Source organism: Bradyrhizobium sp. C-145, assembly GCF_023375135.1.
Lineage (GTDB): Bacteria > Pseudomonadota > Alphaproteobacteria > Rhizobiales > Xanthobacteraceae > Bradyrhizobium > Bradyrhizobium zhanjiangense.
Window position 1 is genome coordinate 6,602,169 of sequence record NZ_CP088150.1, and the last position, 24,213, is coordinate 6,626,381.

Genomic DNA, 24,213 nt, shown 5'->3' on the forward strand with positions numbered 1-24,213 from the left:
TTAAGGCACCGGGCTCCTACCTCGGGTGTTTGACGGCGAAGCGCAGCTTCGGCCATGGATGAAGGATGCGAGCCTTGGGGAGCCAGTCGTCGGTGATCTGCGTTATGCGATCCCAGGTCAGACAGTTCCGCTGACTGCGCCGCCGAAGCGTACGCCTCCAGAGGTCGGTCAGATAGAACCGAAACGCATTGAGCGCTCGGCCATTCGTCGGGACAGCAAAGTACGCAAAGTGGCCGGTCACGACCTGCCTGAGCCATCTCCCCTGTGCAGGGATCGGCCAGTGCATTCGGCGCCTCAGCTCCTCCTTGATCTCGCGGAGTTTGGTTCGCATGCGGTCGCTACGGGTCTTCCGTTGAAGCTGGAAGCGCCCTTGGCGTGATTTGCCGCAGATGAATGTGAACCCCATGAACGCAAAGGTTTCCGGCTTTCCGAGTCCGCGCTGCTTACGTTGAACCGCCGCATGGCGACCAAACTCGATCAGGCGGGTCTTGGCCGGATGGAGCGTCAGCTCGAACTCCTCCAGTCTCGCGCGCATCGCATCGAGGAAACGACGTGCGTCGTCCTCGCGCTCAAAGCCGACCACTACATCGTCCGCGTAACGCACGATGATCATGCCGCCGGAGGCCTCGCGTTGTCGCCAGCGCTTGGCCCACAGGTCGAGAGCGTAGTGCAGGTAGATGTTGCCGAGGAGCGGTGAAATCACCGAACCTTGACCCGTTCCCCTGTCATCAGCGGTTACGACGCCGTCTTCGAGAATACCTGCCTTCAGCCATTTCTGGATGAGGCGGATGATGCGCTTGTCGCCGATCCTATGTTCCAAGAAGCGCACCAGCCAAGATTGACTGACTGCGCCAAAGAAATTTTGGATGTCGGCGTCAACGATCCAGTTCACCTGCCGCGTCTCGATCGCTGTGCAGAGCGCGTCCAACGCATCATGTGGCCCTCTGCCGGGCCGAAACCCGTAGGAAAAGCCACAGAAGTCTCCTTCGTAGATGGCGTTGAGCACGATGACGGTGGCGCCCTGGACGATTTTGTCTTCGAGAGCCGCGATCGCTAACGGCCGCTGCTTGCCGTCTGCCTTTGGTATGTACGTCCGGCGAGACGGTTGCGGGCGGTACGTTCCTCGTTGGACCCGTTTGTGCAGATCGGCGAGCTGGGGCTCGAGATCTTCCTCGTAGTCCTGCCACGTCATGCCATCCACTCCGGGAGCGGCCCTGCGCCTGAGCGCAAAGAACGCCGCCCGCAGTGTATCGACATTGATGTGGTGAAGGAGCGCGGTGAACCGGTCCTTCTTCCTCAGCCTTGCGGCTGTCCGTACGCGGTCCAGCGACTGGGTCATGCGAGCCCGGCCCTGTGTCCGGTGTATGCGCTGCTGTTCCGCGTTTCCCTTGGTCCCCAGCCTTGGCTCCACCCACTCCGCCGCCGGTAATCCGGCTTTGTTCGTCGGCTTCTCAGCTACTATGCCAGAGTCAGACTTCTCCGTGTCGTGCATCAGCGGCTACGGCTCCTCGCCTTCCCGCTGCGGACCATATCCTCGGAGGAGGAAGGTGGCCGACCCGGAGATATCCCGGTTCCCGTACAAGGAGCTTCCATGCATGCCAGGGTCTACGACCACGCCGGGCTGGACGGGTGCTCGCGCTTGCGCACTCGCCCATGTTGCCTTCCGCTCTTTGGACAGCGTCGACGCCCGGGATAACACTGTTTCGCGGCTCAATGGCTGGCCTGCATGCTCCCCTACCGACGCTTCGCCGACCCCCTCGCGGAGGCCTGCGCACGGCTCGGGGCCGATGTAGTTCGCTACACCTTCATCGCAATGGACTTTCACCATCTACTCCTTGCCGGTCTCCCGGCGCACCCAAAGTAGTGCACGCGGACTCATAAAGACGCAGCCATAATCTGATTGACGCGAGTTGCACGAAGGCAAGGTAGTTGGCGGCGAGCCTGTCGTAGCGCGTTGCGACCCGACGACATTGCTTGATCCTGTTGAAGAATCTTTCGATCTGGTTTCGAGCGCGGTAAAGGTACGGGCTGAAGCAGATCGGATCATTGCGATTGCATTTTGGCGGGATGTTTGCCCATGCACCTTTCTTCATGGCAAGATCTCTGATCCAGTCAGCGTCGTAACCACGATCGGCGAGCAGCATCGATCCAGGCTTCAGACGAGACAGAAGTTTTCCGGCAAGTCGATTGTCATGGGGCTCACCCGGCGTCAGTGCCAGCCGTACGGGCAGGCCATTGCCATCTACAAGCGCATGAATCTTGCTGGTGAACCCGCCGCGTGACCGTCCTATCGATTGCCTCTGGTTCTTGGCGATGCACGCTCCGTGCTGATGAACACGGACAATAGAGGTGTCGATCATCTGGACCGCCGCATCGTGAGCAGCGGCGAGTGCATCTATGGATTCGGCTCCAGACACCGGCCCGGCGCCAGCGAACAAAGCGATTATAGCAGGCAGTGTAAGGGCCAAAATGATCCGGCAAATCGCGCCAAGGTGCCCCAGATCGCAGGACCCAGAAGATGCCATTGAGGACGCGTCGGTCGTTTACCCGAGGAACTCCACGCGGCTTGTTTGGTAGCATAGACTTGATAGATGCCCATTCGTAGTCCGTTAGTTCATGGCGCATGATTCGAAGCCTCAGTTTGGGAGCTTGAATCACGGGCGCCGGGGCGAGCATAATGCTTTTGCCATGTCAGGCCGACTTGTCCTCACGGCTGCCCTCAAGCTTATCTCGCAAGGCCGTGACTCGCGATGGACAATCCGTATATCCTTGACCGACAGCCCTTCTGAAAGATCGTTGATCCAGGGAGCCTGCAATTCCATTGCGGCTTCGAAGGCGCGCTGTCCATTCTCAGTGAGCACGACGAGCTGCGCCCGTCGGTGATGCGGGTTGACCTCAAAAGATACGAGGCCCTCCCTGTGCAGATCATTGATAATCCGCTGCACGTTTTGACGATTGCCGCCGAGGTCGCGTGCGAGCCAAGCGACCGGTTGAGGACGTTCGGCGGACACAATGGCGCCAAGCACCTGCCAGCGTGCGCTTGTTAGGCCAAGCGGGGCGACCAGACGGTCGCCGGCCGTCAGAAGTAGGCTGTCGAGCCTGAATAGATCGAGAACAAGGTCGGTTAGGGCGTCACCCTCGGGGGTTCGCTCGGCTCTTTTCATTTGTCACCATTGTTTTATATTGACATCATAGTGTCAATATGTCATGTAATCATAATACCAATTAGGCATCACATATTAAATAGCGATGGAGGCACTCATGTCGCTGCTACGCCCACTCGACCCTTCATTCCCGATCGACCGCCAGAACGCTATCGAGGCAAATTCGGTCGTCCTGGTGAACCCATTCACTCTCGACAAAGCCGATGAGGCGGCTTTTCTCAAGACCTGGCAGGACGACGCAGCGTTCATGAAGCGACAGCCGGGCTTCATTTCCACTCAGCTGCACAGAGCTCTCGGCGACAGCTCGACCTATCTGAACTACGCCGTCTGGGAATCCACCGCACACTTCCGCGCGGCCTTCACCCATCCTGACTTTCTAGCAAAAATCGCCAGCTATCCGGCCTCGGCGATAGCTTCCCCTCATCTGTTCCAGAAAGTTGCCGTGCCCGGCATCTGCGTTGCCTAGCCCTGCGTTTTTAGGAAGGGAAGATACTCATGATCAAGTTGATCCATCCTGTCGCTGGCGCCTTGGCTATCGCAACGATCGGCACATTTTGGCTATCGACGGTACTCAGCGAGCTGTTCGCGTCCCATGCCACAGTTGCAGCGGTTAAGAGCACCATACCGTGGGGTTTCTTGTTGCTGATTCCGGCGCTCGCTGCGACCGGTGGTACAGGTGTCATCTTGGCAAAGGGGCGCCGGACCGGACTGATCGGGGCCAAATTCAAGCGCATGCCATTCATTGCAGGGAACGGCATCCTGATTCTTATTCCGTCTGCGCTCTTCCTTGCGTCCAAGGCTCAGGCGGCAGAATTCGATGCCGCGTTCTATGCTGTGCAGGCGATCGAGCTCGTCGCGGGCGCAACAAACATTACGCTTCTTGCTCTCAACATGCGGGACGGTCTCAAAATGAAGGGATGGTTGCGCCGCGCCCTTCAATGTCTTGTCACAAAACGCTCGACTGTCTTTAAGATCGACGGCCGCCGCGTCCCCAAGCGGGCCCAGCCCGACCTCGTACTCGATCTGATCCGCAAGGCTGCAAACGCCCTTCTGCACCTAAGGCGGCGCAAGGTGCATCGCAGCCGGTTCAGCGAACCAAAAGGAAATCCGCGCAAGGCGAAGGGCGAAGCGCCATTGCAGACCTCAGCTGCTGTCGTCGACGCGCTCACAGCCACGATTCTCAATGCAGAGGCCGCCTTAAACTGGTTGGGCACTCAACCGCCAGATCTGGAAGAAGCCCGGCGAGCACTTGGTACTATCGCTAAGGACGGTAAGCGAGCAGGCGAAATTATCGTTCGACTTCGAGCGCCGATGCAGGATGACGCTCTTGATCCTTAAACGCGCTCTGACCCGCACCATCCCGTTTATGATGGGGTTGTCTAATCGCTGCTGAAAGGTCAAGCATATAATCTTGTTGAAGTGCTTGCCAGGTGCACGGTTGTCTTCGCGGTCGACAGTAGCCGCCGCATGATGGAGCTTCGCGGGACGAGCCTTCAATGTGGACGACGCACTTTACTGAGTCAGCTGTGCAACCCCATCAGCGGAATGGCTCGGCTCACGTCCCGGCAAGGGACACCTCAAGCGTTCAGCTTCATAACGCTAATCGGATTCATGCGATGGCTCCGGCTGTCGGATTGAACAGCTCGCCAGTCTTAAGCATTGTATGCATTATCACTGCCAGCTTGCGCGCCACAGCCACGGCAGCTCTTTTGAAGCCGATTCTTTCCCGGAGCTGCAAACCCCACGTGCGCAACGTGCTTTCGCTTGAGCTGCGCGTGAGAATGACCGTCGCTGCTTCGTACAGAAGCCCTCGCAAATGACGGTCGCCACGTCGGGATATATGGCCGTCATAATCGACTTCTCCGGATTGATAGCGGCGCGTCGTCAGGCCGATCCACGCACCAACAGATCGTGATTTCTTAAAGTTGTCCGGCTCCTCAATGGCCGTGGCAAAGGTGGTTGCGTGATCACACCGATGCCGGGAATGGACATAAGGATGCGGCAAGCCTGGCTCTGTCGCGCGTCGCGACCAACTGGCGTCCGAGTTCGGCGGCGCGGATGCGAATGCCACGCCAGGCTTCCAACATCGGAAGCACGATCGATGCAAGTCCGTCTTGATCGGCAAGAAGGCTCCGGACGTTCTTCTCGAAGGTGCTTCCCTTTCCGGCTGGAACGACCAGACCGAAGCTTTTCATGACACCGCGGATCTGGTTGGAAAGCTCGGTAGCGATTCGGACGAGCCGCGTGCGCGCCGCCACAAGCGTGCGGGTCAGCATACTGTCGAATCCCTTCACGCGCACCTCACGAAAGAACCCGACTTCCGCCAGCTGGGCCAGCCCATCGGCATCGTTCGTCCGTCTTGTTCGCCGCCATATCGAGTGCCGCTTTAGCATGGCGCGCATCGATGCAGATCGCCGGCAATCCTTCAGTGCGCAGAGAATGATAGAACCATACCGACACCGGTCCGGTCTCGAACACCACTCGTTTCACGGCCGGCGCACGCTTGCGGATGAGTTCGGCGATCATTCTGGGATCCGATGCGCACTTGCCGCGCCAGATTCGTTCACCCGCTCGACGGATTGAGGCTGCCGTCTCTTTCATCGACACGTCGAGACCAATATACTCGTCCATGGCTGTTCTCCATTCGATGCTTGGGCCCGGCGTCCAGTCGTGAGCCCGTATTTCCATCCTATCGGGGAACAGCCGCCCTCCAAGGCTCGTGATTGGTTGTAGGGCAGCTCGCTCCTGCGATTACCCCATGTGGACGCCCCGCCCGACGGCATCGATGTGCCAAAGTGGAGGTGTTGAGCACCACTTAAGGGAGGCGTCCGTGTCAGAAGTTATCAAAATCGGTCTGGATATCGCCAAGCACGTTTTTCACGTTCACGGAGCGGATGGGCGGGGTCGAGCGATGTTCAGCAAGCGGATCAGCCGAGGAGAGCTGCTGGATTTCTTCGCGGCGCAGCCGAGTTGCACGGTGGCGCTGGAGGCATGTGGTGGAGCACATCACTGGGCTCGTCAGCTGACCCAGCTTGGCCATGAAGTTCGGCTGATCCCGTCCGCCTATGTAAAACCGTTTCGTGAAGCGGCAAAAGAACGATGCGATCGATGCCGGAGCGATTTGCGAAGCGGCGCAGCGGCCGAGCATGCGGTTCGTGGCCATGAAGAGCGAAGAGCAGCAAGCGGCGGGTCTGCTGTTCCGAACCCGTGATCTGTTGGTGCGGCAGCGAACCCAGCTCATCAGCGCGATCCGAGGACACCTTACTGAATATGGTTGGATCGCACCCAAAGGTCCGTCGCATGTGGCGATGCTTGCCGACCTGGTCGATGCAGAAGCGACGGCCAGCTCGCTTCCCGAAGCGGCCCACACCATGTTCCGATTGATTTTAGACCTGCTCGCCGGCCTCAACAGCAAGATCGCAGATCTCGACAAGGAGATCGTGCGACGCGCTCGCGAGGACGAGGTATCGCGCAGGCTGATGACCGTTCCTGGCATCGGCCCAATCTCTGCCACTGCGATCGCCGGCCCTAGCACCGCCGGTCGAGACCTTCGCCAAGAGCCGCGACTTTGCCGCCTGGCTGGGCCTCAAGCCCCTTCAAAGATCGACGAGTGGCAAACAGAAGCTTGGCGACATCCAAAATGGGCGAGCGCGCGCTCAGACGCCTCCTGATCATCAGCAGCAGCGCCGTCGTGCAACAGGCGAGCAAACGCGGCGCGCCAAAGGGATCTTGACTCGAACAGATGCTGGCTCGCAAACCGCGCATGCTGGTAACCGTCGCGCTCGCGAACAAGATGGCGCGGATCGTCTGGGCGCTGCTTATAAAGCAGGAGAACTACAGGGCTCCGGTCGCAGGCGTGAGCCTGGCGGGCCTAAGGTCGTCGCAGGTGTAGTCGGTCGAAGGAGGGGTATGGCGCAAAGTCGGTGAGACGGGGGCCGGAAGAACCAGATGTACCCATCGTGCCCAGAGCACGCATTTATGATTTGGTTCCGGTCTGCGAACTCCCATACGGGCCCGCAGCTCCATCGCTGCATCAGAGGCCGGACAGATGGCAGCATCCGACCACGTGCCAATCTTCTTCAAAAAGCGCTTGCATCTGGCGGGGCGTCCACAGACGGGTACACGCCCTAGAATCTGCTTCCGACCTAACAACGCCGGGCGCTGAGGCCGGTCACTGCAGCCCGACGCCGTTAAACAATAAATTTGATTATGGTCGCTAATGATAATGACTCCACTTCAAAATTGAAAAATAATCTTTGGGGAAAACATGGGAGGCCGGAATGGAAGTTGCCGGCCGCTTTCGCGCTAGGGCGCGGCTTTGCCGACAGACTGCCGCGCGCCAACCTGAGAGAAGCTCAAAACTGCTCGCGGAGGCAGGGTACTGGGAGCATCTGGCGGCTGCGGCTTTGGCTCACTGAGCTTCGGCCGAGCGATTTCTCGTCCTTTCTGTTTTCATCGACTTCTTAGTGCAAGTGATATTTTGGGGCGGGTCATGTCCAGTACGCGTCAGATTTATACTTGGGCTGTTCTGAATGGACGACGCCAAGCGCTTGTGGCGGAGCTGAGAGAAGTGGAGAAGCTTCGAAGTAAGCTCCGACACGTTGAAGCGAGAACAATCGGCAGAAGCCGGCGTGTTAAACCGGGTAGCAGAGCAAGAGCCGTGAACTAACTTGGCGGCGCAATGGGCCGTCTATTCAGGGCGGAGTCGCTTCCGTCCGACGTTCCACCTCGAAATACAGCAACGAGCCGATCACCTTCCCAAAGCTCCACGTCGTGCTCGCAACACATTTGCTCGGCTCGACGTCTCGCCGCCTGCTCGTCAATGCAGTCAAGCTTTGCGGCGCAGATCACTCGCCGGCTGCTGTCAACCACGAACACTTTGTACCGCATGCTGGCAGTCCCATCCAAAAGGGGACCGTCATCATAAATCGAATGTCCGTCTAAGGCAGCGCCAAACCAGGTGCCGGCGCGCGGAACCTTTGTACGTGTGGCAATTCGGCTATAGCAACGTGAACTCATCGATGGCGCGGTGGGCGCGTTAGATACACCGCTTCAGTGTCGGTAAGTTCGCGGATGTCACGATCCCGGTCTGCAGACCTAGCGGGCATTGTCCCTCACACGAAATTAAGTGCTCCGCCATGATATTACCGCCGTCAGGCCTTTCTCCCTGCTTACCTTTAAATGTCGGCACCTAGGGCGCCCTGTCGGACTGGCTTCGTCGCTCCGCTTCCCTCGCCAACCGTTCAGCTTTCACCCGTTCTCGATTTGCATGGAAAGCCTGTTCTGCCTTTTCGTACTCAGCCGTTACCTTCTTCGCGGTCTGCTTGAAAAGATTGTTCGCCGCATCGGCTGCATCCGATCGGGAATGCTGTCTCATTGCTGCTCCTCGTTTCGGGTGATCTGCAGTCGTCCGATACTAGCGGTTTCTTCGTGCTCGGCTTATTGTTGGCTCGGCTTGCTGCGCTTGGGACGATCAATTCGCACGCGGTCGAACTCCTTGGGTCCGTCGAGCAGATCGCGCTTGCAGATTGCCCAATCATCTGCCGTCGTCGTTGTGTCGCCCGTGCGATCGATCGTATCGCCGGCCATGTTACGTGCACGCTGCTTCTGGAGATCCTGATCGGCGTGGGACGTGAGTCCCAGTTGCACGAGCCGACTTATCGCCTCGGACAAGCCAGGCTTGTCTTCCTGCTGAGCCATCCATGCTACGACAGCCCTCAACAATGATTCCGAAGGCCGAAAGCCTGCAACTTGGGCGAGGGTGGAACGGCTTATCGGCTTTCTCATCGGGCCTTTCAGTTTGCAAACGGAATGCCGTAGTGGCCCGCCCCTGGGCAGAAGTCGGAAGACCAACGAGCAGTCCTCCTGATGGGTTCCGACTAAATAAGGAAGCGGCTAACCCTTGGAATGGCGCATCATGAGGACGGTCAGGCTCAAGGTCGTCCATTGCGGGCGCCTTCGAGCCCGAACTTGACATTCAATGAAGTGAACGAGGCCTGGTAGCTGAGGCGGCCTTACTTTCCCCGGGCATCGACCGCTGACGATCGGCGCAATGCAGCTTCGCTCTCGGCTAAAGTCCTATAGCTCCTTTCCATCGCCTCCAGATGGTGGCGCGAAAAGCTATCAGTAGCCGTTGCTTTCGCCCCGCGATAATGTTCGGCTCTGTCCAGGTATACCTCCGGACTCATGATTGCTTTCCGAGCCGTCGGATCGATGTTTTGCACCAAATCCGTCAGGATCAGCGTTCGGCTGCGCCTGTCGAACAGCTCGACCTCGGTGAACATTGGGGCATTCACCGAGACGGTTAGAATGTCGGCGGACCATTCCTCGGGCACTGTGCCACCAAGCTCGCGGTCGATACCGATACCTGCTGCCCGAACTTGCCTGCGTGCCAGAAGGCCGCGCGCGGCGAATGTCGAAGCCTGGGGCAATTCTCTCTGCCGGTCCTACAAAAACATCCAGTGCGCGATATTCGGCGCCAGCAGGTATCCATGAATATCTTCCGTCAAGGGGCGACCTTGCTCAAGCCGCGGAAACGGCGCTCGTTCCTGGCGGTGACAGCCGAGGTAAGGCTCCCGCTAGGACGCTCGACGCTTTGCAAACGCCGGCGGCTTGCATTTCCCGCCGGAAAGTCCCGGAAGCAGTGGGGACGATGTACCCGTCAACGCGCTGCGCAGCCGGCAACACGACCATGACTGAGTGCAGCTTTACGCCTTCGATATCCTTGTCATGGGCGACCATTTGTGCGGTCCCTGCCCTCCCCTGCGGATTCCGCTCGATGTCGCCCAGCATTGAACGAACCCGCTACGCGGGAGTGGAGGCAAGCCTGCTGTACTGAGGTGTCCTGTCTGAGAGGATGTTGGTCTTCGCACCACCCCTCTCAAGACAGGAGACCCAGATGGCTACGATGAGCCCTCTTCGGCAGCGTATGATCGAGGACATGACGGTCCGCAATCTGTCGCCGTCGACTCAGCAATCCTATATCTATGCGATCGCAAAGTTTAGCCGCCATTTCGGCGACGCCCCGGACCGGTTGAGTTTCGAGCAGGTCCGTGCCTACCAACTGCACCTCATCGGCCAAAAGCGTTCGTGGTCCCACATCAATCAGGTGGCCTGCGCGCTGCGGTTCTTCTACGGCATCACACTCGGGCAGACGGAGGCATTCGAGCGGATCATCGGCGGCCAGAAGCCCGACAAGCTCCCCCTCGTGCTTAGTGCCGAAGAGATCGAGCGCTTTCTGGACGCGGTTACAGGGGTGCGCAACCGCGTCGTGCTGGCGACGGCTTATGCGGCTGGCTTACGGGTTAGCGAGGTCGTACGCCTGAAGGTGAGCTCGATCGACAGCAAGCGAATGTTGATCCACATCGAGAACGGCAAGGGCGGCAGAGATCGTTACGCGATGCTTTCTCCTCGGCTGCTGGATATTCTGCGTGCGTACTGGACGCGAACACGGCCGGGGCTGTGGCTATTTCCAGGCCAAGACCCAAGCGAACATGTCAGCGTCCGCTGCGTCCAGGCGGCCTGCCGCGCCGCCCGCCGACGCGCTCGGATTGCCAAGCCGATCACTGTCCACACGCTCCGGCACTCCTTTGCGACTCATCTCCTGGAAAGCGGGATCGACATCCGCATCATTCAGGTCTTGCTCGGACATGCCGACCTCGGATCGACCGCCCGCTACGCGCAGGTTGCGACCAATCTGCTCGCTCGCACGACCAGCCCATTCGATGGGCTCTCCATCACGGTGATCCCACCCCACTAAGCCGCGCATATGCGCCCCGTGCTTGAGGTGGCGGACATCTTCCGCCGCCACGGCGCTGCGTTCCGTACCGCGCAGGGCTCTCGGCTCACATCCGACCAGCGCCGTGTGATGGCAGCCATCGAGGCGTGCCGCACAGCGACGCTCGGCGGCCATGTCGAGCGGTGCGACGACTGCGGCCTGGTTCGCGTCGCGTACAACAGCTGTCGCGATCGGCACTGTCCAAAGTGCCAAGGCCTCGCGCGCGCCCAATGGCTCGCCGATCGCCAAGCCGATCTGCTGCCGGTCCCCTATTTCCATGTTGTCTTCACCGTGCCGGCGCCAGTAGCCGCTATCGCGCTGCAGAATAAGGCGGTGGTCTACGACATCCTGCTCAAGACGGCGGCCGAGACGATCCGTCTCATCAGCGCCGACCCGAAGCATCTCGGTGCCGAGACTGGGATGATCGCCATTCTCCACACCTGGGGGCAGACCCTGACGCATCATCCGCATGCCCATTGCCTCGTGCCGGGCGGCGGGATTGCCCCCGATGGAAGCTGGGTTGGCTGCCGCCCCGGCTTCTTCCTTCCCGTTCGCGTCCTGTCACGATTGTATCGTCGGCTATTCCTGGAGCGCCTCCAGGCGGCGTTCGATAGCACCAAGCTCCAGTTCTTCGGCCACCTCGACCACCTGAGCGAAGCGGCTGCATTCGCCCGCCATCTAAACGCCCTCCGCAAGGTCGAGTGGGTCGTCTACGCCAAGCGTCCCTTCGGCGGACCAGAACAGGTTCTGGCGTATCTCGGGCGCTACACCCATCGCGTTGCGATCGCCAACGGCCGGCTCATCACCTGTGAGCAGGGCCACGTCCGCTTCCGGTGGAAGGATTATCGCGCCGGCAACAAATCCAAAGTGATGACGCTCGAGACTGACGAGTTCATCCGTCGCTTTCTGCTCCACGTATTGCCGAAGGGGTTCCCCCGCATCCGCCATTTTGGCTTCCTGGCGAACGCCTGCCGCGTCGCCAAACTCGCGCGCATCCGAGCGGCGCTAAAGGCGCCGCAACCACCTCCGCCTGCCGAAGCTGTCGACTATCGTGAGCGCTGCGCCATCCTCATTGGTCACCGCCTTGACTTGTGCCCCATCTGCGGAGGCCGCATGGTCGAGATTGGGCCTGTGCCGCGTGCGCCAACGCCGCGACGCGCAGCACCTCGCTGCGATACATCATGACCGACTACCTCGACTTGTTCGCTCCCACTGCAGGCATCGCCATGCCGACGTTCTCCGTCGGAACGATCAAGCACGCTCAGAACGCGCGGCGAACGGGCCATAGTCGGCCACACATGCTGGACGCGCCGTTCGACGCTATCGACGGCGGCATCCTCTGCTGCCAACATCAGCGACAATCTGCGACCTCACCGGCCCGCGGACTCAGCATCGGGCCAGCTGCGCCCACCGGCGCCTAGATCGAGCCCCCATAGGTCCTCGCTCACAAGACGCGGCTTCGTTCAATCCAGCTTCAAATAGGTCCCGCGCTGGACTTGCGGCGAGATCTGCGACGCGGGACCTATTTGAACCCTCCAGTATTCCGAGATGATCTCGCCCACCATTCCGATTTGAAGTCGCCCACCCATTCCGAGATGATGTCGCCCACCATTCCGGGATGATGTCGCCCGGGTGACGAGGCCTCTTTTGGCTCCCATAGGTCAACCCTTTCGGCTTTGCGAAGGGGACCCTGGATGCCGACGGAGAGGCTTGCGATGCGCCGTGTGCGCGATGTGATCAGGATGAAGGCGGCCGGGCTGCCGAGCCGCGAGATTGCGCGACGGGTGGGCGCCGCGCCCTCGACGGTGCGGCTGGCGATCCGGCGGTTTGAGGCGACGGGCCTGAGCTGGCCGTTGCCGGACGATGTGACCGACGCGGTCCTGGAATCGCGGCTGTTCGCCAAGACAGGCCACGGCAGTCGGCACGGGCATCGGCGCCTCGCAGAGCCCGACTGGGCGGCCGTGCATCGGGAGCTCAAGCGCAAGCACGTGACGCTGTCGATCCTGTGGGAGGAATATATCGCCGCCGAACCCGGCGGATACCGGTACTCGCGCTTTTGCGAGCTCTTCCGCGCCTGGGAAGGCCGCCTGTCGGTGACGATGCGCCAGGCGCACACAGCCGGCGACAAGCTGTTCGTTGATTATGCCGGCGACGGCGTGCCGGTGGTGGTCGATCGTCTCACCGGTGAGCGCAGAACGGCGCAGATCTTCGTCGCCGTGCTTGGTGCATCGAGCTTCACCTACGCGCAGGCGACGTGGACGCAGGGGCTCGCCGACTGGATCAGCGCTCATGTTGGCGCCTTCGCGGCGATCGGCGGCATACCGGCGCTGCTGGTGCCCGACAACACCAAGGTCGCGGTCATCAAGGCGAGCCTGTACGACCCGCAGATCAATCGTACCTATGCGGAGATGGCAGCGCATTACGGCACCGCCATCTTGCCGGCGCGGCCGCGCAAGCCGCGCGACAAGGCCAAGGTCGAGCAGGCCGTTCTCATCGTCGAGCGCTGGCTGCTCGGCCGCCTGCGTCATCGCACCTTCTACAGCCTGGCCGAGGTCAATGCGGCGATCGGCGAGTTGCTCACAAGGCTCAACGAGGAACGGCCGATCCGGCGGCTCGGCGTGACGCGCCGCCGGCTGCTCGAGGAGGTCGACCGGCCCGCGCTCAAGCCATTGCCGGTGTCCCCCTACGTTCTGGCCGAGTGGCGGATCCGCCGCGTCAGCCTCGATTACCACGTCGAGGTGGAGAAGCATTACTACAGCGTTCCGCATCGCTTCGCCCGTGCCGAGGTCGAGGTGCGGTTCACGTCCCGCACCGTCGAGATCTTCCACAAGGGCGAGCGGATCGCCGCGCATCAGCGTATGAGCGGTAATCACAAACACACCACCGTGCCGGAGCACATGGCCTCCAGCCATCGGCGCTACGCCGGCTGGACCATCGCGCGCATCCGCCAGGACGCTGCCGCGATCGGGCCGGCGACCAGCGCGTTGTGCGACCTCATTCTCGACGAGCGCTCGCACCCCGAGCAAGGCTTCCGCGCCTGCCTCGGCATCCTCAGGCTCGCCGCCTCCTACGGGCGCGGACGGCTGGACGCCGCGGCGGCGCGGGCGATCGACATCGGCGCGCGCACCTACGGCTCGGTCAAGTCGATCCTCGCCAACAATCTCGATCGGCGTCCCGCTCATCAGCGCTCCGCGGACGATGCGCCGATCCTGCATGCCAACATCCGCGGACCGCGTTACTACAATTAGGAGACCATCCCTTGCTCACCCATCCGACACTCGACCGCCTCAACGCCCTCGGCCTCCACGGCATGGCCAAGGCCTTCGCCGACATCGAAGCCACCGGTGAGGCCGCAAGCCTCGGTCACACCGAATGGCTTGCGCTGCTGCTCGAACGTGAAGCCTCGCTGCGGCACGACAAACGGCTCGCCACCCGCCTGCGCTACGCCAAGCTGCGTCAGCAAGCGTGCGTCGAGGACATCGACTACCGCACCCCGCGCGGTCTCGACCGCCCGCTGTTTGCCAAGCTTGTCGAGGGCCACTGGATCGACGACCACGTCAATCTCCTGATCTGCGGCCCGGCCGGCGTCGGCAAGAGCTGGCTCGCCTCGGCGCTCGGCCACAAGGCCTGTCGCGACAATCGCTCCGTGCTCTATCAACGTGTTCCGCGGCTGTTCGATGACCTCGCTCTCGCGCGCGGCGACGGTCGCCATCCGCGCCTATTGCGCGGGCTCGGCCGTGTCGATCTGCTGATCCTCGATGACTGGGGGCTTGAGCCGCTCGACGCCGGTGCCCGTCACGACCTCCTGGAAATCCTCGAAGATCGCTACGGTCATCGTTCCACGATCGTCACCAGCCAGCTCCCCGTGGACCAGTGGCATCTGCTCATTGGAGATCCCACCTATGCCGACGCCGTGCTCGACCGCCTCGTCCACAATGCCCATCGGCTCGACCTTACTGGCGAGAGCCTGCGCCGAACCCGGCAATCCGCCCGAAAGACCTGAGCCCGTAACGCTGTGGACATGCCGCTGCGCTTGGACAACGCCAAGGCGTTGCCCACATGCCCACAGCAACCGCAACAGAAACACAAAAGGTTCAAGCCGCGATTCCAGTTGACCGTGCGGCTCGCCCAATGCCAGAGAACCTAGGAAGCCAGAACGCCTCGCCCCCCGGGCGAGATCAAATCGGAAAGGTGGGCGACATCGTCTCGGAATCCCCGGGCGACTTCATATCGGTACACCCGGGCGACTTCGTCGGAATCCGCACTCCCCCTGCGCAAAGCAAATCTGCAGCAGCCATTAGCGCGCCGGCCGGACGGGATCAGTGTCGCGCCCGTTGAGCGCGGGGAGATTGGATCTCACCTATTTCGGGCGGCTTGCCGGATGGGACTTAAAATCTTACCATACGATGGCTAAGGTAATTTATGTACGACAAATCAGCGGGTTAGGGGATTGATGGAGCCAATAGCTCTTAGCACAATGTTAGCACAACACGCGGTTTAGCACTTTGGCGTGCGCCGGCCGCGGAGCCAACGAAAGACAAGCGTCAGGGACGAAGTCGCGCTGCAGAGGGCAGACAAGCAAACGAACCACATCATCCTTGGTGGGAAGGTCCATCTGTACCGCCGCGGGAAGCGCGGCCGGTACCATTGCTCGGCAACGATCGAAGGGAAGCAATATCGGTCCGCCACGAACAAGGATGATCTGCGGGCAAGCCGAGGAAGTCGCCGAAGAGTGGTATCTCAAACTACGCGGGATGGTGAGGAGCGGTGACCTGGAAAAGGTCACCGCTCGCAAGAAGGAGAAAACCTTCCAGGCGGCTGCTGAGAAGTTTCTGGACCCGAAAGCCCAAGAGCAGCAGATGGCGCTGGTGGGGCGAGCAGTTGCACGACCTCATCCTCTTCATGAGCAATACCGGCCTGCGGCCGGATGAGGCCAGGCGCCTCCAATACCGCGATGTTACGAAAGCCTTCGATTAAGGCACCCAGGAAACCATCCTTGAAATCGAAGTGCGTGGAAAGCGCGGCTACGGTCCCTGCAAGAGCACGCAGAACGCCGTGCCCGTCTTTGAGCGCTTGAAGAAGCGCAACAAATCCAAGCCTGATGATTTCATTTTCCCCAAGTACCACCACGAAATGTTCAACCGCATCCTCGAGGAAGAGGGCCTTAAGTTCGACCGGGAAGGACGTCCGCGCACGCTCTACAGCCTGCGGCATACCTACATCTGCTTCCGACTGATGGAGGGCGCCGACATCTACATGCTGGCCAAGAACTGCCGGACCAGCGTCGAGATGATCGAGAAATACTATGCCGCCCACCTGAAGGACGTGCTCGACGCCAGCGCCATCAACGTCCGCAAGAAGAAACCGCCAAAGAAGGAAGTGGCGGAAATTCGCCGAGGCGAGCTTGAAACACTGCGCTGATATGCCGGGCCTCAACACCGTCCACGCGGTCCCGAAGACGAGGGTATTCGCATGTCACGGGACATGAAGGGCACCTTCGCAACTTTCGACAAGAAGGGTGTCTCCGCGCAAACCCGCCGAAACGAGATCGTGAAAAAATACGGGAAATAACCTCGTCCGTGCCGCTGTATGACGCCATTGACGATCCGTACTGCTACCCTGGCACAACCGTCCTCAAGAACCTCAGAGACCTAAGAACCCACAGGGCGCTGACTCGCTTCGAGACCGCGGCGACGGCCCAGCGGTTTCGATGAGCCCTTGCCGGACGGGCTGCTGAGCGTCCGTCACTACCGTGCCGTCCATCATCACCTGTTTCAGGATGTATACCCGTGGGCCGGGAAGAGCCGCACCGTGCGCATCAGCAAGGATGGAAGCGCATTCTGCTATCCCGAATACATTGACAGTCAGCTCAAGCAGACCTTCGCTCGACTTCGGGACAATGGCTAGAGATGCACACCATCGGCGCGATAGGCGACCGTGTTCGCCAGGTTCGAGAGGTCCGTGTCGCGGACGTATTCCTTGATCTCGATCGCCTTGAGCGGAAGGCCCTCAATCTTGGCATCGATCCGCTTCGTGGCACGCTCTTTATTCCAATTCCGACCTGCCATTTCTGGTGCTCCATTGGGTGCGCGGCACGAACGGGAACCCAAAGGAGTACGACCGACGATGGCAGCGCGTTAGATCTAAGGCCCGCGAAGATACTTATCGACCTGCACGCGCAACGGGTATATTTAGAACATAATAAGAACAGATTTAGGTGCGTGGGGAAGATTTGGTAGTTTTCCCCAAATTCCGGTTGTTGAAGAGATTATGATATTTTTTCATCATTTTTTGCAGAGAATATCTTGCTATGACGAGAATGGATCCCATAATCTCTGCAAAGGATGATGGGATTATGAGCTACATTCATGACTTGCCGGGTTGGCCGGCCCTTACGTGGGAGCTGCAGCGCATCGCGGACCGGCTAGCTGCGGTCCGGCATAAACAGGGCCGGTTGCTCGGCCGGATGGAGCGCCTCGGCTTCCAGCTCAAAGCCGAAGCTACTCTTCAAACCCTCACCGAAGAAGTGGTGAAGTCGAGTGAGATCGAGGGCGAGGTTCTTGATCGTGACCAGGTCCGGTCATCCATTGCCCGCCGCCTAGGCATGGACATTGGCGCCCTCACTCCCGCCGATCGGTACGTCGAAGGTGTGGTGGAAATGGTCCTCGATGCCACCGAACACTACGATGACGCGCTTACGGCTGAGCGCCTCTTCGGCTGGCATGCGGCGCTCTTTCCCACCGGGCGAAGCGGAATGACCAAGATCGTCGTCGGCGCGTGGCGCACAGCCGAGACCGGGCCGATGCAGGTCATCTCGGGCCCGATGGGCCGCGAGCGCGTGCATTTTGAAGCGCCAGCCGCCGAGCGCCTCGACAAGGAAATGCAAAGTTTTCTGGAGTGGTTCAACGACAACGCGAGCAGCATCGACCCTGTCTTGAAGGCCGCGCTTGCACATCTCTGGTTCGTGACCATTCACCCCTTTGAAGATGGCAATGGCCGCATTGCGCGCGCGATAGCCGACCTTGCGCTCGCCCGGTCCGAACAGAGCGCGCAAAGGTTCTACAGCATGTCCGCGCAGATCCGGCGGGAAAGGAGTGAGTATTACACCATCCTTGAGCGAACCCAGAAAGGAGACCTCGACATCACGGAGTGGATGTCGTGGTTCCTCGATTGCTTGGATCGTGCCTTTGATGGCGCGGATGCCGTACTCGGGGGAATCCTCCGCAAAGCGGACTTCTGGGATCGTCATGCGGCCCGCCAGCTCAATGAACGTCAACGGACAGTCCTCAACCGCCTGTTCGACGGGTTTGAGGGCAAGCTAACGTCCTCGAAATGGGCCAAGCTTACGAAGGTGTCCCAGGCGACAGCGGCGAGGGACATTGAGGAGCTGATTGCACACGGCATCCTCAAGAAAGATGCGGCCGGCGGCAGAAGCACCAGCTACTCGCTCATCGACACACAAACCTGATGGCGAACGATGAAGGATGACCAGGAAGAAGCGTTTGAGAAAATCCTCTCAACCCAACTCAGCCGCAACATCGACTTCGTCAAATTCGCGGAGACAAAGAACGCTGCATTGCTGACGTTTTCCTCGGCATGGATCATCGGCTCTATAAACCTGCTGACCGGCCAGGCCGCCCTACCTGCTGGTTACGCTATAGCCTTTTGCATAGCCCTGCCCTTATTCGCCGCGGCCTTGTGTGCATTCTGTCGTTCGTTCCGCAGGTTCTAGACCGCTTCCATCAGCAAGATGCGGACGACAAAAGTCTTCTCTACACCGTTAGCGGCTTTGACGACTGTTGCTTCCTGCAATTGAGAAACAACGTCAGTAACAAGCGATGTCCTCCTCGCGGCCATACTCGCGTCCATTCTGGAAGGTTCGCCTGCGGAAATCACGCTCTCGCGAAATGGCACCAACTGGACCAGGCGTTAGGACCCCCTCCCGATCAAAAGCCCGCCAGCGCTAACCGACGGGCACGTGTCACACACCTGTGGCATGGTCGTTGCACTGTCGAAGCGAACTGGGATTTCAGTGCTCAGTTTGAGAAGGAAACGCTGCCGGGACATGAATTTCGAGCCCGGCAGCGTCTTGATTTAGGACGAGTGGGACAACCAGCCGCCCGCGTGAACCGGCGAGCCGTCCGAAGTTCTCCCGTTCGACCTGCTTAGATTTGCTTTCCGCGCATGCAATTAATCACAAACTCTCGCTTTGCGCGACCTTGCCTTTTCATAATTCCACCTGCACTCGAAAACCACGTTCGGCAGCAAGCGGCTTGCATTTTTCCCGACTTTGGGGGGAGCCTCCGCGCGGCGTGCTCTGCTGGGCCTATCTAGCGCGGTGGTCATAGCCAGAGTGACGGAAGCAATTGAAATCAGCCTAATCATTGAAGGACTCCCTCCTCTCACCGTTTTTCAGTGCTCGGTCAATGAGTATCCGGACGCATCGGACGGCGAGGAGTCCGAGCCTCGTTTGGACCGTACCGGACTTTACTTTATCGTCGAACGAGAATGAGTAATTCCAGCGGTCGATGCTCTCGCGTTCGATGGTGTAAAAGACGCCGCGTTGAAAACCGCTATGGCTGGTTGATAAACTTGCATCGGGCATGCGCGGAGCTGAAAATGCAATCGAGCGGACACCGCTTCAGAATAGTCAGTAGCGTGCTCACACCGAGCTCGCATCACCACGGGCCGTAGCTCCGGCTTGTCTGCATCAGGGCCGGAGATGCTCGGGGTCTTTTTACGCGGCTGAGGTGAGCGCCCGTAGTTGTCCAAGCTTGCGAGCTGCGGCCTCAGAGGCGGGCCTCATCCTGATGTGCTTATGCCCCTCTTGTGCGGCCAAACCTCACCTTATCGTGCGCCTTCACGAAGTGAAGGCCAGCCATCAATTCTGGTAGGCGCCCCACGAGCGATCTTGGCGCTACAATCCGCAGCCCGTGAGCTTGACGACACTCCCGGGAAGGCGAGGTGGTAGCTTTGTTATGGCAAGGCAGGCCACCGAAGTTAGCGGCGCGTGGCAGGGACAGCGCTTTTCAGGGCCGACAAAGCGCCGAGTCACGTTGCCGCTAACTTCCACTTTGGTCCGAGTGGACGGTTACCATACACGGCACAAGCGTTCGCCCGCCGAGCTGAGGCGCTCGGAGCGGATATTGCGCGCTGACCAGATCGCCTTTCGGGGCCTCACGCAGGCCGACGCAACCGCCTATTGCGGTTGCTCCGAGGGCGCCTTCGACACATGGGGCAAGAAGGACGCGGTGCCAGGCCGCGATGCCCGGCACTCAGAGCTTGGGTCGCAATGCGATTGACTGGTATCTGGACCGGGCGTCTAGTTTACTTGCCGGGGAGACCGCGTCGAACGACCCTGACACAGCGCTGGCAGAGTGGCGTGCGGGCTCAACGTGCGGGGCGGTGATCATCAGGGACACTCGACGAGGAGCGAGAGAACATTGTCGGGTTGAATGTCGTCTGCCGTCGTCTTGATGTACTTGTGCCCGTTGTGCGTGGCCCACACCACATCAACCCTGCGGCCGTTTTCTTCGACATAAAACTCCCATTCGTCGCTCTCGATATCTTTGATAGCCTGATCGATGGATCGCTTCCACGGCGTTCCGTCGGGGTTTAGTCCGCCGATATGTGTGATTCTTTCGTGAGGGTTCGTTCTGCCCGTCTTGTTGGTGCAACGAATGCGTGCGCGTTTGGCCATCTTAGTCTCTCCTAGATCTGCAGGCAGCTTAGACGAAGGTAGTTGATCAGGGCGGCCACCAATCCTGGTAGGCGCCCCGGAGCCCTTCTCCGCGATAGAACGTGGCGGCACTCTGAGGATTACGCATCACTCCAAGCGCCGGGGCGAGATTTTCAGCTTTGCTAATCCAAGGGCCGAGGCTGGCCACCCAAGCGGCTTGTCGGTAAGGACAGCGCTTTCATGGTTTACATGCGAGCGCCGAGTCTCGCCGCTGTCTTGGTTCGCAGCATCAGCGCCGCAAGAAGCGAGCGACTGCACGCTCGATGAGGCCTGCTCGGATGCTGATGCGGGTGCGCTGGATTGATGCTGGGCCGAATCGGCGGTTTTCCTCAGCGACCTGGCGGGGGCCTCGAGCTCAGTGGACGCAGAGGAGACGGTTTCGACAACGTTTCCGACGGCAACCTCAAACAGATCAGCGAGCTTGCGCATATCCGCCTTCTGCTGGGCGGCCTTGCGAAGCGAGGTAATGACGCCGGCAATTTCCAGGATCGCATTCATGCACAAGACTTCGAGCTGCGAGATTGGTCGGCGATCTGGCGTCGAAAGTACCGGATCGGAGTTTAGAATCTGCTGTTTCGATAGGGGCCGCCAGCAGCAAGCGATTATGGAAAAGGATGCTTAGTTCTCCAGGAAGATCGGGCGCATTGTTGAGAGAGGCTGGCCCGAGCGTCGTCATCTCCGAGGTTGGCCAGTGCGAATAATTCTTCGTTCGCAACCATGGCCCAGTCAGGTTCTCGAAAGCTTGCCTGACTACGGAGACCTGTTCAGGTGATCCTGGAGGTGAGGTGAGCGTGGGCCCGCAAGATTTTGACCAATTTAATGTACCAGCTTGGTCGCAGGTGCAGCACGCCGTCTCGGAAGAGCCGCAGACGAGCCAGGCCGGGCAAGATGCCTTTGAGCAGCACTTGGCCGAGGCAAGGCAGACCGATCCCGCTCCCGTCGGCGGTGGAGGCCCGATCCCCATCTATCTACAGAAGACCGGGATCTTATCGACAGAGCGATCGCTCAGTATGCGACTCAGAAAAACCCACAACCGAACACGGCCGCGGCGCCTTTCACGTTCGTCGGGAATACTGCGATGTTATTGCCCTGCCGGAGTCCATCATTGAGGCCAACCGTCTGGTGGCGCTCCATTTCTTGGCGAGGGCCGATCCGCCCCACATGGTGCCGGGGTTGGTTGTTTGTACCGAGTAGACGCGAGTTCTCTCATTGGCAGGCTCTTCTACCATTGGTGGATCTAGTACAGGTTGTGGTGGGAGATAGCCGTGGACGAAACTAGCCTTCGTGACTTTGACGAACCGATGTCGCCTCAGACTTGGCGATCATGGAAGGCCTGGACCGACCATCAAGACTCAGAACCGCAACCCGAAAAGGCTCCCTCTTTGTTCTGGCCGCTTGCTCTTGTGATTTGGTTTCTGTTGGGATTCGTGGCTTTGGCGAGCTGGGTCCGGACTTAGCGTCTTAAATGATCCGGATCAGCCCGTTCGCAACGATAATTGGCGGAATTGTGGAAACAGGCGTGCTCGTGCCTCCCTGTGCGGTATCAGTGAACGTGATGGCACCAGTTGACGTGAGTGCCGTGCTGTTCAAGTGCGGGTACTCGAATGAACCGCCCCCCAAGGTTCGCGGAATTCGAGCCGGCATTATTGATCTGCACACTACTGCCGCTCGAAGTCACCTTTACGGCTATAGAACCGGCGGCAACTTGGCCGTAATCAGCGTTTTTGACTCGGCACCACCGGCCGAGCCAAGCTGATCGCCAGCAGCACCAAGGTGAAGCGGAGCGAAATGCCCTCTGTGCTGCTTTGGGAGGCCTCGGACCGAGTTTGCGGCAAGCGGTTGAAGGCGCTTCTTCCGGTGCTTATTGAGGCGATGGACCGACGTGGTCATCTTAGCCTTGCCCCCGAAATCCGCTGCAAGCTGATGGCGATGAGCGCGGCGACGATCGATCGGCGCGGCGACCGATCCGAAACGGATCGTGACCTCCGCGCCGTTGGCCGGCGGCAAGCGTGCTGCGATACAGCATTCCGACAAGGACGTCGGCTGATTGGAGAGACCCGGCGCCCGGTCACGTTGAGGCCGATCTTGTCGCTAACAGTGGCCCGTCGGCGCGCGGCAGCTTCATTCAGACGCTGGTGCTGACCGACATAGAAACCGGCTGGACCGCGCCACTGCTCGTCCGCGAACAGGTTCTGAGCACGTGCTTGCGGAGCTGCGCAGGCAGCTTCCGTTCCCGCTTCTCGGCGTGGAGACGGACAACGACACAATCCTTCTGAACGAGACGCAGAAAGCGTGTTGCAGTGGTGGGCCGTCACATCCGACATGAGCGTGGTATCGCGGGCGTAGTTTTCACCGAGCTTCACCGAATGCTTACCTCCTTACCAACATATTCACCGCGATCGACCAGATCGTGCCACGTCAGCTCGACTGCGACCGGTGCAAGGAAAACGTCAGCAGCGGATGCTCGCTCTCCTGGAGGCGAAGTCAGCCTCGCGAGGGCTTAAGTTGCTCATTCGATCCACGACTAACCAAGCCGCAATCATCACCCTGTTCGGGTATTGAAGCGGTCCGTCGGCAATCGGCCGGCAGGTGCCGTCGAGATCGATGAGATCGCGCGCTCAGTTGGAATAGCGGGCCGTCAGGTCGAGCGAGATGTTCAAGCCTTCCTCGATGTGGCGGCGGATCACGACGCTAGCTGCGGGCGTACAGTTCCGGTAGGTCTGTTCGAAGCCTTCGTAGGCGCGATTAAAGCCCGCCACCATGCGCGCGCGGCGGTCGCCGGAGCGGGTTTAGGCATCGATCAGCGCCTGCATTTCCTTGCGCCATTCGGCGCCCTCATTGGAGCCGCAGATGCCGGTCAGATAGTGAAGGGCACCGAGAATCTCGGCCAGCCGCAGCAGGTCGCCATCGAACGGCGCAGCAGCGTCCTGCGTCCGGGCTGGCCTCGCAAGATATGCGGATATCAAGATCGCAAGGGCGAGAAAGGCTTTGATCATCAGATATTCCGGATTCCGTGACATGGCCCCTCAATGCGTCCTAGGCAAGGCAGGACGAGGCGCCGATCCATTCGCAGGGCGATGTGTAATCCTGGCTACAGATGATGCGTTGTGTCCGGTTCAACCAGCTTGCGGGCGATGGAAGAGAAGAAGGCTGCCCGCCGCGAAGGTTTTCTGCCGTGTAGGGCTCACCGTGGATCAAGAAACGCGTCCGGACCGGCGAGGCCTGTTGGGGGCCGTGGCGCCAGTCGTGGCCGACGAACTCTCCGATATCAGGTAGCCGCGGCACCTGATGATACACCGGTGCTGGCCCAGCAGACGACGCTGGTAAGGCGGGCGCCGGCACGGAATCAGCATCGTCACGCAGCTCGAACGATGTGAGCGGATCCAGATCAACCAGTGATCCAAGACTGCCGTAGATATCTGAGGGAGCTCTCTCCGGGTCGCTGGCGCAGCTTCACTTGTCGCCCCAAGCCGAGAGTGATGGATGAGCTGAACGTCATCGCGCCCCAGCGTGACGGAGTAGAGCTGCCGTCG

At 60.0% G+C, this 24,213-nt stretch carries 18 protein-coding genes and 6 pseudogenes; 15 read left to right on the forward strand and 9 right to left on the reverse strand.

Annotated features, from left to right (window positions below):
• Positions 1–16 precede the first annotated feature (16 nt).
• The 3 genes and pseudogenes from ltrA to LRP30_RS31075 all read right to left on the reverse strand — a co-directional run bounded on the left by ltrA (position 17) and on the right by LRP30_RS31075 (position 3,164).
• On the reverse strand, positions 17–1,339 hold the full coding sequence (gene ltrA, locus LRP30_RS31065; RefSeq protein WP_346016183.1) for a group II intron reverse transcriptase/maturase: 1,323 nt from the start codon (positions 1,337–1,339) through the stop codon (positions 17–19).
• A 466-nt stretch (positions 1,340–1,805) separates the two neighbouring features.
• Positions 1,806–2,625, reverse strand: a protein-coding gene (locus tag LRP30_RS31070) for an IS5 family transposase (protein WP_249757257.1) whose coding sequence is annotated in 2 segments (ribosomal slippage) — positions 1,806–2,399 and positions 2,401–2,625 — 819 coding nt in all. Because the reading frame shifts where the segments join, the coding sequence is not laid out codon by codon here.
• 66 nt (positions 2,626–2,691) lie between these two features.
• A pseudogene (locus tag LRP30_RS31075) lies at positions 2,692–3,164 on the reverse strand (MarR family winged helix-turn-helix transcriptional regulator).
• 97 nt (positions 3,165–3,261) lie between these two features.
• Between LRP30_RS31075 and LRP30_RS31080 the strand changes: the two are divergent.
• Entirely contained in the window at positions 3,262–3,630 is a 369-nt protein-coding gene (locus tag LRP30_RS31080; RefSeq protein ID WP_249757258.1) for an antibiotic biosynthesis monooxygenase family protein, read from the forward strand.
• A gap of 29 nt (positions 3,631–3,659) precedes the next feature.
• Positions 3,660–4,094 (forward strand): annotated as a pseudogene (locus LRP30_RS31085) (hypothetical protein); the annotation flags it as partial.
• A 679-nt stretch (positions 4,095–4,773) separates the two neighbouring features.
• On the opposite strand, the pseudogene LRP30_RS31090 reads toward LRP30_RS31085, so the two are convergent.
• A pseudogene (locus tag LRP30_RS31090) lies at positions 4,774–5,795 on the reverse strand (IS110 family transposase).
• Positions 5,796–5,994: 199 nt separating this feature from the next.
• Here LRP30_RS31090 and LRP30_RS31095 point away from each other — a divergent pair.
• Positions 5,995–7,056: pseudogene (locus tag LRP30_RS31095) on the forward strand (IS110 family transposase).
• Positions 7,057–8,540: 1,484 nt separating this feature from the next.
• A complete protein-coding gene (locus LRP30_RS31100; protein WP_249757259.1) occupies positions 8,541–8,891 on the forward strand; it encodes a hypothetical protein in 351 nt (116 codons plus the stop codon).
• 287 nt (positions 8,892–9,178) lie between these two features.
• Here the strand turns inward: LRP30_RS31100 and LRP30_RS31105 are convergent, their stop codons facing one another.
• A complete protein-coding gene (locus tag LRP30_RS31105; RefSeq protein ID WP_249757260.1) occupies positions 9,179–9,595 on the reverse strand; it encodes a DUF4336 domain-containing protein in 417 nt (138 codons plus the stop codon).
• Positions 9,596–10,062: 467 nt separating this feature from the next.
• Between LRP30_RS31105 and LRP30_RS31110 the strand changes: the two genes are divergently transcribed.
• The 8 genes from LRP30_RS31110 (at position 10,063) to LRP30_RS31145 (ending at position 16,848) form a co-directional block, all read left to right on the forward strand.
• A complete protein-coding gene (locus tag LRP30_RS31110; RefSeq protein WP_249757261.1) occupies positions 10,063–10,923 on the forward strand; it encodes a site-specific integrase in 861 nt (286 codons plus the stop codon).
• Between the two features lie 9 nt (positions 10,924–10,932).
• A complete protein-coding gene (locus LRP30_RS31115; protein WP_249757262.1) occupies positions 10,933–12,126 on the forward strand; it encodes an IS91 family transposase in 1,194 nt (397 codons plus the stop codon).
• Positions 12,123–12,362, forward strand: a complete 240-nt coding sequence (locus tag LRP30_RS31120) for a hypothetical protein (RefSeq protein WP_249757263.1) — start codon at positions 12,123–12,125, stop codon at positions 12,360–12,362. Before LRP30_RS31115 ends, LRP30_RS31120 begins: the two co-directional genes overlap by 4 nt.
• A gap of 294 nt (positions 12,363–12,656) precedes the next feature.
• Positions 12,657–14,189, forward strand: a complete 1,533-nt coding sequence (gene istA / locus LRP30_RS31125; RefSeq protein ID WP_249761867.1) for an IS21 family transposase — start codon at positions 12,657–12,659, stop codon at positions 14,187–14,189.
• Between the two features lie 11 nt (positions 14,190–14,200).
• Positions 14,201–14,944: an IS21-like element helper ATPase IstB gene (gene istB / locus LRP30_RS31130; protein ID WP_249757264.1), complete on the forward strand. Its 744-nt coding sequence runs from the start codon at positions 14,201–14,203 to the stop codon at positions 14,942–14,944.
• Positions 14,945–15,638: 694 nt separating this feature from the next.
• The gene (locus tag LRP30_RS31135) at positions 15,639–15,872 is read left to right on the forward strand and encodes a hypothetical protein (RefSeq protein ID WP_249757265.1); all 234 of its coding nucleotides are present in this window, start codon (positions 15,639–15,641) and stop codon (positions 15,870–15,872) included.
• A 76-nt stretch (positions 15,873–15,948) separates the two neighbouring features.
• A complete protein-coding gene (locus tag LRP30_RS31140; RefSeq protein WP_249757266.1) occupies positions 15,949–16,362 on the forward strand; it encodes a hypothetical protein in 414 nt (137 codons plus the stop codon).
• A gap of 297 nt (positions 16,363–16,659) precedes the next feature.
• A complete protein-coding gene (locus LRP30_RS31145; protein ID WP_249757267.1) occupies positions 16,660–16,848 on the forward strand; it encodes a Fic family protein in 189 nt (62 codons plus the stop codon).
• Here the strand turns inward: LRP30_RS31145 and LRP30_RS31150 are convergent.
• Entirely contained in the window at positions 16,845–17,009 is a 165-nt protein-coding gene (locus LRP30_RS31150; RefSeq protein ID WP_249757268.1) for a hypothetical protein, read from the reverse strand. The two genes, LRP30_RS31145 and LRP30_RS31150, sit on opposite strands and share 4 nt — an antisense overlap.
• Before the next feature lie 287 nt (positions 17,010–17,296).
• On the opposite strand from LRP30_RS31150, the gene LRP30_RS31155 reads away from it, so the two are divergent.
• Positions 17,297–18,409, forward strand: a complete 1,113-nt coding sequence (locus LRP30_RS31155; protein ID WP_249757269.1) for a Fic family protein — start codon at positions 17,297–17,299, stop codon at positions 18,407–18,409.
• 9 nt (positions 18,410–18,418) lie between these two features.
• On the forward strand, positions 18,419–18,673 hold the full coding sequence (locus tag LRP30_RS31160) for a hypothetical protein (RefSeq protein WP_249757270.1): 255 nt from the start codon (positions 18,419–18,421) through the stop codon (positions 18,671–18,673).
• A 1,680-nt stretch (positions 18,674–20,353) separates the two neighbouring features.
• Here LRP30_RS31160 and LRP30_RS31165 read toward each other — a convergent pair.
• Together LRP30_RS31165 and LRP30_RS31170 are read right to left on the reverse strand one after the other, a co-directional pair.
• Positions 20,354–20,641: a DUF3892 domain-containing protein gene (locus LRP30_RS31165; RefSeq protein ID WP_249757271.1), complete on the reverse strand. Its 288-nt coding sequence runs from the start codon at positions 20,639–20,641 to the stop codon at positions 20,354–20,356.
• A 126-nt stretch (positions 20,642–20,767) separates the two neighbouring features.
• The gene (locus LRP30_RS31170) at positions 20,768–21,178 is read right to left on the reverse strand and encodes a hypothetical protein (RefSeq protein WP_249757272.1); all 411 of its coding nucleotides are present in this window, start codon (positions 21,176–21,178) and stop codon (positions 20,768–20,770) included.
• 1,299 nt (positions 21,179–22,477) lie between these two features.
• Between LRP30_RS31170 and LRP30_RS31175 the strand changes: the two are divergent.
• Positions 22,478–22,979, forward strand: a pseudogene (locus LRP30_RS31175) (ISNCY family transposase); the annotation flags it as partial.
• Positions 22,980–23,298: 319 nt separating this feature from the next.
• Here LRP30_RS31175 and LRP30_RS31180 read toward each other — a convergent pair.
• Positions 23,299–23,676: pseudogene (locus tag LRP30_RS31180) on the reverse strand (TIGR02301 family protein).
• Between the last annotated feature and the right edge of the window lie 537 nt (positions 23,677–24,213).

Bases quoted from the DNA above. Each gene is read 5' to 3' on its own strand.
- LRP30_RS31115 (WP_249757262.1), top strand. From the start codon at position 10,933: ATGCGCCCCGTGCTTGAGGTGGCGGACATCTTCCGCCGCCACGGCGCT.
- LRP30_RS31165 (WP_249757271.1), bottom strand. From the start codon at position 20,641: ATGGCCAAACGCGCACGCATTCGTTGCACCAACAAGACGGGCAGAACG.
- LRP30_RS31120 (WP_249757263.1), top strand. From the start codon at position 12,123: ATGACCGACTACCTCGACTTGTTCGCTCCCACTGCAGGCATCGCCATG.
- LRP30_RS31135 (WP_249757265.1), top strand. From the start codon at position 15,639: ATGATCTGCGGGCAAGCCGAGGAAGTCGCCGAAGAGTGGTATCTCAAA.
- ltrA (WP_346016183.1), bottom strand. From the start codon at position 1,339: ATGACCCAGTCGCTGGACCGCGTACGGACAGCCGCAAGGCTGAGGAAG.
- istA (WP_249761867.1), top strand. From the start codon at position 12,657: ATGCGCCGTGTGCGCGATGTGATCAGGATGAAGGCGGCCGGGCTGCCG.
- LRP30_RS31155 (WP_249757269.1), top strand. From the start codon at position 17,297: ATGAGCTACATTCATGACTTGCCGGGTTGGCCGGCCCTTACGTGGGAG.
- LRP30_RS31110 (WP_249757261.1), top strand. From the start codon at position 10,063: ATGGCTACGATGAGCCCTCTTCGGCAGCGTATGATCGAGGACATGACG.
- LRP30_RS31150 (WP_249757268.1), bottom strand. From the start codon at position 17,009: ATGGCAGGTCGGAATTGGAATAAAGAGCGTGCCACGAAGCGGATCGAT.
- LRP30_RS31170 (WP_249757272.1), bottom strand. From the start codon at position 21,178: ATGAATGCGATCCTGGAAATTGCCGGCGTCATTACCTCGCTTCGCAAG.
- LRP30_RS31080 (WP_249757258.1), top strand. From the start codon at position 3,262: ATGTCGCTGCTACGCCCACTCGACCCTTCATTCCCGATCGACCGCCAG.
- LRP30_RS31160 (WP_249757270.1), top strand. From the start codon at position 18,419: ATGAAGGATGACCAGGAAGAAGCGTTTGAGAAAATCCTCTCAACCCAA.